The sequence below is a fragment of the Flavobacterium luteolum genome, assembly GCF_027111275.1.
In the GTDB taxonomy this organism is placed as follows: domain Bacteria; phylum Bacteroidota; class Bacteroidia; order Flavobacteriales; family Flavobacteriaceae; genus Flavobacterium; species Flavobacterium luteolum.
In genome coordinates this window covers 4434832-4449696 of the sequence record NZ_CP114286.1, presented here as the reverse complement: position 1 = coordinate 4449696, position 14865 = coordinate 4434832, and the positions used below count along the sequence as shown (strand labels likewise).

Here is a 14865-nt window from a genome sequence, read left to right as displayed (position 1 = left end):
TTAATACACATAGTCGTTTTGAAGATACTTGCAAAGGTTTACATCTATGTGTGAGAAACCAGTTTCTTTCTCTCTTCTTTTTCGAAATAAAAAACTCTATGTTTCTATGTGTTTAAAATTAATTAGATATTGAATTCCTTTTTTATAAAATTCTAATCACAGCATTGATCAAATTAATCGTGTTATGACCCAGGATAGAATAAATAAGATTTCCTGAAAACTGTCTTAAAATACCAACGCTCAAAGAAGAAATTAATGTTAAGTAGACCATTGTAATAATATCAAATTTCAAATGCAAATCTTGGTCTAAAACTGCTCCGTGAGAAACACCAAACAAAACCGTTACAATAACAAACGCCCAGCCAAATTTAATGCCTCGATAATTCCAAGTTGGCGCAAAAGCTTTATCTAAAAGCCATAAAGAGATTCCTCTAAAAAGGATTTCCTCCGTTAAACCAGGCATGGTAGCTTGAAAAAGAAAAGTTTCTAGATTAAAAGCATTTCCTTTTGGAAATAAAATGAGCTTAAAAATAATATCAAACAAAGTAAACCCGAAGAAAACCAATAGTCCAAATTTCAAGCTTGCTGGCGAATTGGTTTTAGAAGTAAATCCGATTTTGATTCTTTCTTCTTTTGAAACCGAAAAGATTATAATCAATCCTAATATTAAACTCAGAACTTTTCCCGACCAATTGAATTTCAAATCAAGATCTATTAATTGTTTCCCTGAAGCCTGTAAAAACACATCGGCAAGGAAATATAAAATGAAAAATAGTAAATACTTTAAGTTTGTTTTTTCCGATTTGAAATACGCAATAACAATAAGCGGAGCGATTAACAAAATCCAAAGAAGTGGCGTAAATAATGACATAATTTTGATTTTTAAGGTTTTAATTTTGATCAAAAGTATATCGGGAGTATATCAATTAAAATTGTGATCGGTAGAATGAAGAATCTACTCGGTGAAAATGTCATTTTAGACGATAATAGAATTAGATAATTAGAAAATGTGCCAATTAGATAATGAGAGTAATTATCTAATTGGCACATTTTCTAATTGGCACATTGATCAATTTCTACCAAGCATATTTCAAAATCAATCTTGCATTAAACGGCGTTCCTGCTGTAAAATGAATTTCTTCTACAGGATCCGTTTCATTTGCCAGTCTTGATTCGGTTAAGAATTGTGTTTCTTTCCATTTGGTGTTGAAAATATTGTCGATGTTTACGCCAATTGAAATTTTCTTAATCTGATAATTCACAGAGAAATCGGTAATGCAATAGCCTTTTGCCACAACCGAATTGTCTTCGTTTGCTGGTCTGTCTCCTAAGAAACGAGTTCTTAAACTTCCTGAGAAACCTTTTAAATCTTTAACCGAAATTCCGTTCATTAAAGTATTTTTTGGAGCCAATGGCAGATAATCGTTTCCTTTAGGCTCATCTATTGCTCTTGCGTGCGTGTACGTATAATCGGTATTCCAGAACAACCAATTGGTCAATTGATATCTGAAACCAAAATCGAAACCTTTTCTTTCTGTTTTGCCGCTTGGTTCAACTACAGCTTCGTCTCCAACATAAACAAATTCCTGCGCTAAATACAAATACCAAATTGCCGAATTAATAATCATACGCGGAAATGGTTTCCAGTTGATTCCTAAATCTGCTCCGTAGGTTTCTGGAAGAATTTTTTCCCCTTTTTGCGCCACTACTACACGCGTATCATTGCTATGAAATCCTTTTCCTAATTTCAAGAAATAGTTTAATTTATCATTTTGAGTATACAAAAAGTTCAGTTTCGGACTCACAATTGCTTTTGTCTGTGTCTGATTCGTGTACGTTGCCGCCAATTGATCTTCGTAACCAAATTTGAAATAATCTAAACGCAAACCTCCGTTTACCAGCCATTTTCCCGATGTAAAATCAAGACTTGAATACGTAAATAAATTGGTCTGATTTACAGTTCCTAAACTCAAATAGTCTAAAACTGTTTTTCTGTCTAATGTATGCGATAATTCAACATCTTTATTATTATCATTTCGAAGTCCAGCGCCCAGTTTAAAACGCCATTTTTCGCTTAATTTCTGATCATATTCAGACTGAAAACCTACAATGGTTCTATTCTCTTTCTGTTTGATCTGATCGCCGTTTACAGGATCGTTTAAGAAAAAAGTGAAATTAGAATACAGCTCAAAATCATATTTGCTTAAATATGCACTGCTTTTGATATGTGTATTTTCGTCAATTTTTGCATCGTACTGCAAATTGAAATTGGTTCTATCTGTATTTCCACCTTCATTTGAATCGATTGCTCCGAAATGCGAAATTGTTCCGTCGTTTACAGCACGATCCGGAATCTGTCCGCTAGCATCCCACTGGCTTTTAAAATGCGAAACCGAGATAGCCAGACGATCTCCATTTTCCATTTTAGCATTGTATTTTCCAAATAAATTAATTCGGTTAAAGTTCTGCGGAGCATCAAAATAACCATCGGTCATCATGTATTCTCCCGCAAAATAAGCCGACTGGTTTTCTTTATTCAACAAATTGAACATGGCAACCGTACGAAAAGTATCAAACTGTCCACCTTCAAAAGAAATAGAACTATTCTGCAAAGCATTTTTGGTATTAAAACCAACATATCCAGCAGTTGTAAAATCGCCTTTATCGACAAAATAAGCTCCTTTGTCAAAATCAATATTATCAACTGTTTCAGGAATCACAAAATGCAGATCGGAGTAACCTTGTCCGTGTGCGTGCGAAACCATATTTACAGGCATTCCGTCTACGGTAATATTGATATCGGTTCCGTGATCGCAGTCAAAACCTCTTAAAAAGATTTGTTCGGCTTTTCCTCCGCCCGCATGCTGACCGATGAAAAGTCCTGGAACTTTACGCAGTAAATCCTGAGAATTTGAAATAGGCTGAATTTCAAAATCAATTTTAGAAATAGTATTTAGGTATTTTAGATTATTGCCAATCTTAACTTCTTCAAGCAAAAATGGCTTTTCTTCTAAAGAAATAGTCAGAAAATCTAAAGAAGCTAGTTTTATTTTTTGAGTAGAGAATCCTTTTTTAGTAATGACTAAACTATCGTTTACTTGCACACCTTCTAAGGTAAATTTTCCGTTTACATCGGTATGCGCATGTGTTTTTGAATTTAGGTTTCGAATTAAGACTTCTGATGATGCTTTTCCATCAGAATCATTTACAATACCATTTAAAGATTGTGCATTAATTACGAAAGAAAAAATAAAAAGGGTAAATGAGAATAAGAACTTCATTGCTATTTTGTTAATTATTTGGGTAATTTAGGCGCAAAAATAGCATAATAAAAACACTATCAATAAAAAAAGCCCTAAATCAAAAAATTCAGGGCTCTTTTTAACATCAAGTATATTTTTTAAAATTTAGTCCCACTGATTGTTTTTAGAAACGGCAAATTTACCAGCTCCTGTAAAGAACAATGCAAGGGCACCAAAAAGATAAAGCATTAACAATTCTAACGCATAACCTCCATGATCGCTAATGGTGAAAATGTCCTGAGCGTGAGCCGTTGCAACTGCAACCACACAAGTTATTGCCAAAAGAACCGCCGCAATTCTAGTTCTGAATCCTAATAAAATAGCAATTGGAGCTAAAACTTCGCCAATGTAAACGGCATAGCCAAATGCGCCCATGTTATCTACAAGGAACGAAATTCCGTGAATCAGTTTAGAAACACCGTGAAAAAGCATTAATCCACCAGTACTTAAACGCAATAACAATAATCCAAGGTCAGTGTTTTTTGAAATCATAAATAATTTTGTCTTTAGGTTAATAATTTATCCAAATTGGGTTTGTAAGCCGACTAAAATACAAAAATTTCCTATTTAAAAACAATATTATTTAAATCAATTCCAAATAACCTCTCTAAGCTATCACAAAGCCGATTTTGCATTTTTAAAACTTAATAGCAATCTTTCCAATTGTTCGCCCAGACTCCAAAAGTTCGTGCGCTTTTTTTAGATTTTCAACCGAAAGTCCGTTTAAGGTTGTCTTTAAAGTTGTTTTTAAGATGCCGTCATCTAATAAATCGGCTACGATATTCAAAATATTATGCTGTTCTACCATATCTTCCGTTTGATACATCGAACGCGTGTACATCAACTCCCACGAAAAAGAAACACTTTTGCTTTTTAGTTTGTTTAATGCAACAGGATCGCTGCTACCCGTAATTGAAGCAATATGTCCTTGAGGTTTTATCAATTCAGTCATTATGTCCCAATACGCATTGGTATCTACAAAATCTAAAATAAAGTCAAAATACTCAAAACCAGCTTCACGAACAGATGAAACAAGGTCTTTGTGATCTACTACAAAGTCAGCGCCCTGCTGTTTGCACCAATCAATCGTTTCAGAACGCGACGCTGTTGCAATAACAGTTAAGCCAGCGATTTTCTTAGCCAATTGAATGGCAATCGACCCCACTCCTCCTGCTCCACCAATAATCAGAATCGTTTTTCCTTTGTCTTTATCTGCTGTAATTCTGATTCTGTCAAATAAAATTTCCCAAGCGGTTAAAGCGGTTAACGGAATTACAGCTGCTTCCTCCACACTTAGTGATTTAGGTTTTCTGCCCACAATTCTTTCGTCGATAATCTGATATTCGGCATTGCTTCCTTGTTTGGTAATATCTCCTGCATAATATACAGGATCTCCAACTTCAAACAAAGTAACATCTTGTCCAACCGCCTGAACGATTCCGACAGCATCCCAGCCAATAATTTTGGGAGTTTCAAGAACGGTATCGTTTGCACTATTCTGGCGAATCTTAAAATCGACTGGATTTACTGAAATCGCATCAATTTTAACTAATAAATCGTGTGGTCCAGGAATTGGTTTTACGGCTTCAAATTCGATAAAACTTTCTGGGTTTTCTATGGGTAATGATGTTTTAAATCCTATTGCTTTCATTTCTTTTTAATATTTAAATTAAAACTATACTACAAAGATAAGCCGAGTTGAAATTTCAAAATTGGTATATATTGAGCGTATATTTGTATATATTAAGCATATTGTGTTTTTTGTTTCACGCAGATTTTACAAAAGATAAATTATAAAGTTAGTTTACGCATTTTTGTCATTTCGACGAAGGAGAAATCTCCACAAGAAACTCGACAAAGATTGGCCTTTCGTTACGGAGCTTCTTGCGAAGATTTCTCCTTCGTCGAAATGACAATGATTGTGGTTACTTTATGTGATAGTAAAGTTCCCTACATCCTTGGTTTAAAACTTTGTCAAAGTTGAACACACAAAGCTATGTGCATTTAAACATGTGAAACGCCTTTCAACACAAAGAAAAGCTATGTTTCTATGTATTTAAATAAAGCCTTAAATTTGCTAAAAATACTACACTATGAATATACGAAAAGCCGAAAAATCAGACTCAAAATATATTGCTCCTATATTATTATTAGCAATGGAAGACATTATCTATAAATTTATTGCAAAGGAAGATTACGCTGTAGCGAAAGATTTTCTGCAGCATTTTGTCGAAAGTGAAAACAATCAGTATTCTTATCAAAACTGTTTTGTAGCAGAAGAGAATAACGAAATTATTGGTGCAGTAAATATTTATAATGGTGCAGACATTGAAGAATTGCGCGCGCCTATAATCGAATATGTTCGCAAACACCACAATCCTGACTTTGATCCAGAATTGGAAACCCGTGCTGGAGAGTATTATATTGATTCTTTAGGCGTGAATCCGAAATATCAGGGAAAAGGAATTGGTTCTCAATTATTGCAATTTTTGATTGATAAATACGTTCATAAAAATAAAGAGGTTTTAGGTCTACTGGTTGAAGAGGACAATCCGAGTGCTAAAAAACTGTATTTAAAGCTTGGTTTTAAAGTAGTTGGAAACAAAACTTTGGTTAAGAAGAACCTGGAACATCTTCAAATCAAAAATTAATTATAGAATGAAAAACATCACAATATTAGAAGCAGGTTTAATTTTAAGAATAGTTTTAGGAATCACAATGCTTTCGGCCGTAGCAGACCGATTTGGAGTTTGGGGCGCACCAGGATCTAACGCAGTCGCCTGGGGAAATTGGGAAAACTTTGTTATCTACACACAAACCCTAAATTCTTTTGCCAACAGAGCCACAGCAGAAGTTCTTGCAGGAGTTGCCACTTTCTTTGAAGTTTTACTGAGTCTTCTACTATTATTTGGTTTCAAAACCAGACTTGCCGCTTTAGGAACTACCATTTTAATGTTCTTTTTTGCTTTTGCCATGTCGGTTTCCGTTTCTGTAAAAGCGCCTCTTGATTATTCTGTTTGGACAAGTTGTGCGGCAGCTTTACTATTGGCTAATATTGGAAAAACATCTTATGCTGTTGACAATAGAATATAGTTTTTTAGGTTGATGGTTTTTGGTTGATAGTTGATGGGTTAAAAATTTTTCCTAACAACCAAAACTATCAACTATCAACCAAAAAAATCAATTCACATCTTTTTTCGGAAATAAATTCGTTTTGGAAATCGATCTTCCCTACTTTCTTCCAAATCAAATTCTTCGTAATTCAATAATCGTAATATATCGATTAAAGCATTGTCTATGGCAAAAGCTTTCACCCAGATTAGATCATGTTTTCGCTGATAAGCAATTTCTTCGGCACGTTTAATAAGCGCTTTTAAATCTTCTTCATCAAAATAAATAATCTCACTTAGATTAATTGCTTTTGACGCTCCTAGATTTTCGTTTAATATTCTTGACGAATCCAATTTTAAATACGATTGTGGTGTTTCACCAAGATATGCCATCAGAATTTCGATCGAAAAATCATTCTGAATTTTAAACAATTCTTTTTGAGAAAGATGCTGCTCTGCATATTTTTCTCCCAAATCTTTTTCCCTAAATAAATTGGTATAAAACTGAACGGCTTTGTCTTCCATCCAAGAGACGTTATCGTTAATGATGACAACAAATTTTGCAATTTTACTCATTTCTTTTCCTTTTTAATAAAAGAGCAAAGTTGTATTGATTGTAGGTCTAAAAAAAGAGCGATACGGCTTCAAAATTGTGCAAAATGTCGGTAACCCTATTTTAATCGTTTTGTTTTTTCCGATATTCTAAAGGCGAAATTCTCTCGTAGTTTTTAAAGAATCTTCCAAAAGCAGATTGATCAGTAAAATGGAGCAAATCGCTTATCTGATTGATGGACATTTTTTTATGCTGCAATAAAACTTTGGCTTCCAGAATCACCATTTCACTAATCCAGTCACTCGCAGTCTTACCGCTGTGTTTTTTAATGACTTCAGACAAATACTTTCGGCTTACATTTAGTTTATCAGCATAATGTTGTACCGTTCTAAAATTCAAAAAATCCTTAAATAGCAGTTCTTTAAACTGTTCAAATAAAGGATTGTGCGTTTCTGTAATGCTCTTTTCTTCCTGAATAGCATCAATTTCATAAATTAAAATATACAGATAACTTCTCAAAATAGAAGCTTGATTCTTAGATCTGTTTTCTGATGCTTCTTTAATTAAATTAAAAATGCGTTCAAATTTATTTTCATCTGTTTTGGCAAGTTGTGACAAATGACTATGATTGTTTTCAAAGAAATCATATTGGGCAAGAAAAAACACATTTGTCTGATTTTCGAGAAAAAAATGCGGCTTAAAAAATATAATATCAATTAAAATTTCGTCATCATTTTTAGAAAAACTCCTAATGACAGATGGTCCCAAAGTAATAAGGGCTGGAGCATGAATTACTTTCCTCTCGAGTCCAGTCTGCATGATTATGCTTCCTTTTCTCAGAAACTCAATTGCATAACTTTCTGCACGATAAGGTTCGCTAATATAAGGATGCTCACTTGTCTGTATATAGAAATATTCTTTCTGATCTGCATTAGAAAACAAACTCTTATGATACGTTAAGGAATAAGTGAGGATTTTATTCTTCAAGACTGCTTTTTTTTGTAATCATTATCATTTCAAATATACCTTTTTTTAGTGTTCAGTTTTCAGTCGCAGTATTCAGTTTTAGTTGCAGTCTTTGCGATAAGAACAGGTGTCCTTGTCAAAGTTTGAAACTTTGCTAAAGCTTCTCGACTCTAAAACTAACTGAGACTAAGACTGAAAACTAAAAAACTGAACACTGAACACTAAAAATATTTTTAAGGTATATTTAAGGTCATAAAGCTGTTTCGAACAAATATGTATTCGTAAATTAGCAAATACAAAAACATATCTTAAATGACAATACTTACCTTTACGCTTATAATGATTCTAGGAGCTTTTTTAGCTGGTTTTATCGGTTCATTATCAGGCTTGGGCGGAGGAATTATCATCATTCCGCTTCTCACCATTATTCTCGGTGTCGATATTCATTATGCCATTGGAGCTGCTTTAGTCTCTGTTATCGCTACTTCTTCGGGTTCTGCCGCAGCTTATGTAAAAGAAGGAATTACTAATATGCGAATGGGAATTTTCCTCGAAATCGCCACTACAATTGGAGCGGTTTGCGGTGCTTTGCTTTCGACTATTGCCCCTACTTCTTTTATAGCCGTTTTGTTTGGTTTAACGCTGATTTTCTCTGCTATTAATTCGCTTCGAAAAAAAGAAGAACATATTGTTTTAGAATCTAGTCCGCTGGCTAAAAAGCTAAAATTGGACGGAACTTATCCTACTCACGACGGCGAAGTTGTAAAATACGGAACCAAAAATGTAATTGGCGGTTTTAGTATGATGGGTGTTGCCGGAATGATGTCTGGATTGCTCGGAATTGGTTCTGGTGCTTTTAAAGTAATTGCAATGGACAATATTATGCGTGTTCCTTTTAAAGTTTCTACCACAACCAGTAATTTTATGATGGGTGTTACGGCAATGGCGAGTTCTGTAATTTATATTCAGAAAGGATATATTGAACCTGGAATCTGTATGCCGGTTGTAATTGGAGTTTTGTTTGGAGCTATGGCTGGAGCCAAAATATTGGTACGAACAAATCCGAAGAAATTGAGAATATTTTTTGCCTGCTTGATTTTTGTTTTGGCAATAAATATGATTTATAACGGACTAAATGGAAAAATCTAATATGGTACAGGAAGAAAAATTTGGAGAAAAAGATTTTCAGACAATTATAGGAAACTTACTTCGTTACGGAGTTTGGATTTCGTTATCGGTAGCTTTTATTGGCGGAATTGTTTATTTGCTTCATAACGGAAATCAGATTGAGGATTATTCTGTTTTTAAAGAAAACGACCGAAATATATTTGAAGTAATCGCTGCAATTTACAACGGAGCAATTCAAGGAAACGGAGAATCATTAATATTTACAGGAATTATTTTCTTGTTCATGACACCTGTTTTACGTGTGCTGCTTTCGTTATTTTCATTTTTATTGGAAAAAGATTATTTATACGTTGGCATTACATTAATTGTAATCATAATTATCATTATCAGTATATCCTTTGGTTTCTCACATTAAAAAAATTGTAGAATTTAGATTTAAGATTGTAGAATTTGGAATTTAAATATTGAAATTTAAAAATATGGAAATAGGAATAGACAGTTTTGCTTCGGCAATGTACGGTGATAACAATACTCTGAGCAGTGTTGATGCTATGGAACAGCTTTTACAGCGAATTGAATTTGCAGATCAGGCTGGTCTAGATGTTTTCGGAATTGGAGAACATCATAAAAAAGAGTTTTTAGATTCTGCTACGGTTGTTATTTTGAGTGCTGCAGCGGCAAGAACAAAAAATATCCGACTGGCAAGTGCTGTTTCGGTTTTAAGCGCTGCAGATCCTGTGAGAGTTTATCAAAGTTTTGCGACTTTAGATTTAATTTCGAAAGGAAGAGCCGAAATTGTAGTGGGTCGCGGTTCTTCTATTGAAGCTTATCCCCTTTTTGGATTTAATCTGAATGATTATGATAAGCTTTTCAGCGAAAAACTGGACTTGCTTTTGCAGATTCGTGACAACGAGTTTGTAAACTGGGAAGGGAAATTTCGCCCTGCCATAAATAATTTGCCTGTTTATCCGAGAGCAATACAAGAAAAATTACCCATTTGGCTTGGCGTTGGCGGAACTCCTGAATCTTTTATAAGAGCTGGATCACTTGGACTTCCGTTAATGGTTGCTGTTATTGGCGGACAAACACATCGTTTTAAACCTTTAGTCGATTTGTATAGAGAAGCTGGAAAAGCTGCTTGATATAAACCAAATGAATTAAAAGTCGGTTTGCATTCACCTGGATATGTTGGCACCACAACTGAAAAAGCAATTGAAGAATATTATCCTGGTTATGCCGAATTATGGACCAAATTAGGATATGAAAGAGGCTGGCCACCAGTAACAAAAGGCAAATTTGACGGTTTAATTGATGATTTGGGTGTTTTAATTGTTGGAGGTCCCGAAAGAGCTGCAGAAAAAATTCTTCGTCATAGTGAAGCACTTGGAGGTGTAGATCGATTTACTTTCCAAATGGATAATGCTGGATTAACGCATAAACAATTAATGAATGCGATTGAATTGATTGGTACAAAATTGATTCCTTTGATACGCAAGGCATAATAATTAATCTCGCAATCCCGATAGTTATAGGGAGCTAAGACGCAAAACCTTTTTTAAAGCCACAGATTCCACAGATTAGAAGGATTTTTTTTAGAAATTGAATAGCGTCCAGCTTTAGCTGGATGAAAATATAGAACAAATATTAAAGGCTTTAGCCAAACCTCAATAGTTTGGCTAAAGCCTTTTTTTAAATCTTTATCTGTTACCTCCAGTTAAGACTGGAGGCAATTCAAAAGAACTATATATCTCAAAATACTTTGTTGCTTTGAACCTTGAAACCTTAGAATCTTAGTCCCTCAGAACCTTAGCACCTTTAAAATTTATAAGTGACACCAACTCTAAAATTTCTTGGCGCTTCAGTTTGCCAGTAGTAAGCACTTAACCACTCGTAATACGAACCGCTGTAAAGATATCTGTCTAAAATATTGAATACGTTTGCCGTAACTTTAATTTTACCCGTTTCATAAGACAATCCACCGTCTAGTTTAAAGTAAGTTGGAAGTTTTACAACCCCTGGACTCCAAGTATCAGTCTGGCGTCCATCAAGGAAAGTTCCTCCAATCGAAGCACCAAAACCTTTCAGTTTACCATTTTGAAGCGTATAATTTAACCATGCATTAGCCGTATGTTTAGCATAACCAGGCACAACATCTCCTACATTAATTTTATTAGCTTCAGAAACAGCTGGATCAATTTTAGTTACAATTGATTCTGTAAACGCATAATTTGCAATAAGATTTAGTCCGTCAAATATTTTTCCTCTTAAATCGAATTCAACACCGCGCGCTCTTTTTTCACCCAAAACTATTTTATATTGTTCATTTGGCTGATTATTAGGATCTCCCGTTAGCTCATTTTTCTTTAAGATATTATAAACCGATAAACTTGTATTCCAAGAACCATCAAACCAATCTTTTTTAAGTCCAAATTCAACATTGTTTCCTGTAAGCGGTTTTACATCACCACTTCTTACTACACCCGATTGAGGCGTAAAAGCTTGATCGTATAACCCGTAAACCGCAAAATCATCAGTAATAGAATAACTTAAACCCGCACGAGGTGTAATATGGCTATCTTCTTGTGGCTCATCATAACTACTCGTTTGACTAATCCAAGTATATCTTGCAGCAAGAGTCAATCTCAATCTATTTTCTAAAAAACCAAGTTCGTCTTGCACATATCCAGCCGCATACTTCGAACCGTAAAGCCCACCAGCTCTTTGGCTTAAAGGAGTATCGTGATCAAATTGCGGTAAACCATTTGAAGGCGTACCATAATTTGGATTGTAAACATTAAACGGATTTGCATAAGTATCCAAATCATGAGATTGTCCCCAATCTGCTATATAATCTTTACTTCCTAAATCTACTCCACCCAATACTTTATGAGAAACATTTCCTGTACTGAATTTTCCATTCAAAAAGATCTGCCCTAAATACATATTACTTTCCGCATCCCAAATACCAACATTTCTAATGATATCTCCTTTATCAAGAAAAACATCTGGAATTTTGTCTCCATCCGTATCTATTTCAGCTGGTCCAACTAAACTTGGCCAAGAGCTGTATCCTTGCTGAATATACTTAAAATAAGACGTTTGAGCTGTAAGCTTCCAATTTTCGTCAAACTTATGTTCGAACTGAAGATAACCGCTATGATCTTGAATATTAGTATCCGGCAATCCTGGCTGTGTCATTGTAAAATTACGAGGCAAAGTTGCATATCCATCAGATTTAGGCCCGAAAACATAGTAAGAACCTACTTCAGTCATATTTGCGTATTGAAAGTTATATTCGGCTGTAATTTTTGTTTTATCATCAATCTGATACGAAATTACTGGAGCAATTACATAACGATTATTGTGTTCAAACGGACGATGCGATCCTTTTTGCTGCGCTGCTCCGTTGAATCTATATAATAATTTTCCTTTTTTATCTAATTTTCCATCAAGATCGACACTCACTCTATAAAAATCGTAGCTTCCGCCAAGCACACTCACCTCTCCTTTTGTTACTCCCGTTGGCTTTTTAGTCACAACATTATACAATCCGCTTGGATCACCGCTTGAAAGCATAAAACCCGCTGGACCTTTTACAAACTCGATATGATCAACAAAACTCATATCTTCAGTTAATGGTCCCCAGAAAGAAGAAACCACATTAAAACCGTTTCTAAAAGCCTGGATTTGAGAACCTCTCATGGTAATATTGGTGTACAAATCTCCCCAATGCTCCAAACGTACAGCACCACTCACATTTCGGATTACACCATCGCTCATACTTGTAATTTGCTGATCTTTTAAGGTTTGACCGCTTACAATTTGTATGTTTTGAGGAATTTCTAAAACTGGAGTTTGAAGACGTAATGATAATGAAGGTTTATCTTGTTTGTACTTATTCTTTTTAATTACCACTTCTTCAAGATCTTGCTGACTTTCTGAAAGAGAAAAATTCTTAGTTGTTACTTGTTTTGAATTAACTACGATTTTATCCTCAACAGGCTGAATTCCTACTCCATTTAATACAATAGTGTATGTTCCTGGTTTTACATTTTTAATCTCATAATGTCCTGAAACAGTTGTAATATCTGAATATTTTGTTCCTTTTAAAGCTACAGCAATGTTTTCTGCAGGTTTATTGCCACTCAAAGAAACTTTTCCGTTTACAGTTCCAAGCTGTTGCGCCATCATATTTAATGAGCTCAAAAACAGCACAAAAAGATAAACTTTGGCATTCATAATTATTTTCATTTGGTTTTGATTTTAAATTGAGCGACAAAAGTATATGCTAATCTTAACATTTCCAAATTATTTTAATTCATTCTAAATAAATGCAATTAATTATACTAAATCAGTTAAAATAAAATCTGAGACATTCATTTCTCTCCTATTTGCCGATAATCTTAATCTGCATTAAGCAGGAAACCAAAATCTATTTCTATCTTTATATTTCGAAATTTCAAAACCAAAAACAAATAACTTCCTGATATGAAATCAAATACAATAAGAAAAGTCGCCATTGTAGGCTACAACAGAATTCCTTTTGCGAGAGCTAATACGGCCTATTCTAATGTGGGAAATAAAGATATGATGATCGCAGCACTCAATGGTCTTATTGATAAATACGATCTAAAAGGAAAATTATTAGGCGAAGTTGCTGGAGGCGCAGTAATTAAACATACTTATGACAACAATTTGATTCGAGAATGCGTCATGCAAACCAGTCTAGATCCTGCAACACCTGCATGCGATTTACAGCAGGCTTGCGATACCGGAATTGAAAGCGCTATTTATATTGCCAATAAAATTGCACTTGGACAAATTGATTCTGGAATTGCTGGAGGTGTAGATTCAATCAGTGATATGCCGATTGCTGTAAGCGAAAAACTTAGAAAAGTATTATTAGAAGCCAGACAAGCAAAATCGTTGGGCGGAAAAATCAAAACATTTCTAAAGCTTCGTCCTAAAGATTTCTCTCCTTTAGTTCCTAAAAATGAGGAATCTCAAACTGGACTCTCTATGGGCGGACATACTGAGATTACAGCAAAATATTATAAAATTTCGCGTGAGGATCAAGATGAGTTTGCTTTAAGAAGTCATTTAAATATGGCAAAAGCCTATGATGAAGGTTTCTTTGATGATATGATTATTCCTTTTAACGGATTAGAAAAAGATAATAATCTAAGAAGAGATAGTACAATTGAAAAACTAGCGAAATTAAAACCAGCGTTTGATAAAGTAAATGGTACTTTAACCGCAGGAAATTCAACACCTTTAACAGACGGAGCTTCTTGTATTCTTCTGGCTAGCGAAGAATGGGCAAAAGAACAAGGACTTCCTATTTTGGCGTATATTACTTTCGCAGAAATTGCTGCTATTGAATACGTTAAAAATCAGCAGAATCTTCTGTTAGCACCTTTATTTGCAGCTTCAAGAATGTTGGAAAAAGCAGAATTAAACTTGCAAGATTTTGACTATTACGAAATTCACGAAGCTTTTGCTGCTCAGACTTTAGCAACTTTAAAAATCTGGGAAAGCCCAGAACTAAGTGCCGAAATCGGATTAAAGAAACCATTAGGCGCGATAGATCGAAATAAACTGAATGTAAAAGGCAGCAGTTTGGCGGCCGCTCATCCTTTTGCTGCAACTGGTGGAAGAATTATTGGCGTAATGGCAAAACTACTTAACGAAAAAGATTCTGGAAGAGGCTTAATTTCTATCTGTGCCGCAGGTGGTCAAGGAGTTACTATGATAATCGAGAAATAATTTTTCAAAAATATTTCAATTCAATTTTATAAATCTGCTG

12 protein-coding genes and 1 pseudogene are annotated in these 14865 nt (G+C 34.5%); 6 read left to right on the top strand and 7 right to left on the bottom strand.

Going from position 1 to position 14865, the window contains the following annotated elements; translation table 11 throughout:
- Nucleotides 1-142: 142 nt before the first annotated feature.
- From OZP10_RS19145 to OZP10_RS19130, 4 genes are all read right to left on the bottom strand, one after another.
- Nucleotides 143-871, bottom strand: coding sequence for a CPBP family intramembrane glutamic endopeptidase (locus OZP10_RS19145; protein ID WP_281632290.1), 729 nt, complete (start codon nt 869-871; stop codon nt 143-145).
- Nucleotides 872-1076: 205 nt separating this feature from the next.
- Nucleotides 1077-3281 carry a TonB-dependent receptor gene (locus tag OZP10_RS19140; RefSeq protein WP_281632289.1) on the bottom strand — a complete coding sequence of 735 codons (2205 nt, stop codon included), beginning with the start codon at nt 3279-3281 and terminating at the stop codon, nt 1077-1079.
- A gap of 126 nt (nt 3282-3407) precedes the next feature.
- Nucleotides 3408-3794 carry a DoxX family protein gene (locus tag OZP10_RS19135; RefSeq protein ID WP_281632288.1) on the bottom strand — a complete coding sequence of 129 codons (387 nt, stop codon included), beginning with the start codon at nt 3792-3794 and terminating at the stop codon, nt 3408-3410.
- Nucleotides 3795-3939: 145 nt separating this feature from the next.
- On the bottom strand, nt 3940-4953 hold the full coding sequence (locus OZP10_RS19130) for a zinc-binding alcohol dehydrogenase family protein (protein WP_281632287.1): 1014 nt from the start codon (nt 4951-4953) through the stop codon (nt 3940-3942).
- 442 nt (nt 4954-5395) lie between these two features.
- Between OZP10_RS19130 and OZP10_RS19125 the strand changes: the two genes are divergently transcribed.
- Both OZP10_RS19125 and OZP10_RS19120 read left to right on the top strand, forming a co-directional pair.
- Nucleotides 5396-5953 (top strand): GNAT family N-acetyltransferase, encoded by a 558-nt coding sequence (locus tag OZP10_RS19125; protein WP_281632286.1) that lies wholly within the window; start codon nt 5396-5398, stop codon nt 5951-5953.
- A gap of 7 nt (nt 5954-5960) precedes the next feature.
- Nucleotides 5961-6395, top strand: a complete 435-nt coding sequence (locus OZP10_RS19120) for a DoxX family membrane protein (RefSeq protein ID WP_198855971.1) — start codon at nt 5961-5963, stop codon at nt 6393-6395.
- A gap of 92 nt (nt 6396-6487) precedes the next feature.
- On the opposite strand, the gene OZP10_RS19115 is transcribed toward OZP10_RS19120, so the two are convergent.
- The gene (locus OZP10_RS19115) at nt 6488-6988 is read right to left on the bottom strand and encodes a hypothetical protein (RefSeq protein WP_281632285.1); all 501 of its coding nucleotides are present in this window, start codon (nt 6986-6988) and stop codon (nt 6488-6490) included.
- 100 nt (nt 6989-7088) lie between these two features.
- Nucleotides 7089-7952, bottom strand: coding sequence for a helix-turn-helix domain-containing protein (locus tag OZP10_RS19110; RefSeq protein ID WP_281632284.1), 864 nt, complete (start codon nt 7950-7952; stop codon nt 7089-7091).
- Nucleotides 7953-8243: 291 nt separating this feature from the next.
- Here OZP10_RS19110 and OZP10_RS19105 point away from each other — a divergent pair, with 291 nt between their 5' ends.
- From OZP10_RS19105 to OZP10_RS19095, 3 genes and pseudogenes are all read left to right on the top strand, one after another.
- On the top strand, nt 8244-9080 hold the full coding sequence (locus OZP10_RS19105; protein WP_111376937.1) for a sulfite exporter TauE/SafE family protein: 837 nt from the start codon (nt 8244-8246) through the stop codon (nt 9078-9080).
- Nucleotides 9067-9474, top strand: coding sequence for a DUF1634 domain-containing protein (locus OZP10_RS19100; RefSeq protein WP_281632283.1), 408 nt, complete (start codon nt 9067-9069; stop codon nt 9472-9474). The genes OZP10_RS19105 and OZP10_RS19100 overlap by 14 nt, the downstream gene beginning before the upstream one ends.
- Before the next feature lie 64 nt (nt 9475-9538).
- Nucleotides 9539-10561: pseudogene (locus tag OZP10_RS19095) on the top strand (LLM class flavin-dependent oxidoreductase).
- Nucleotides 10562-10874: 313 nt separating this feature from the next.
- On the opposite strand, the gene OZP10_RS19090 reads toward OZP10_RS19095, so the two are convergent.
- The gene (locus OZP10_RS19090) at nt 10875-13310 is read right to left on the bottom strand and encodes a TonB-dependent receptor (RefSeq protein ID WP_281632282.1); all 2436 of its coding nucleotides are present in this window, start codon (nt 13308-13310) and stop codon (nt 10875-10877) included.
- Between the two features lie 237 nt (nt 13311-13547).
- Between OZP10_RS19090 and OZP10_RS19085 the strand changes: the two genes are divergently transcribed.
- Nucleotides 13548-14825: an acetyl-CoA C-acetyltransferase gene (locus OZP10_RS19085; RefSeq protein ID WP_281632281.1), complete on the top strand. Its 1278-nt coding sequence runs from the start codon at nt 13548-13550 to the stop codon at nt 14823-14825.
- Nucleotides 14826-14865: the final 40 nt, after the last annotated feature.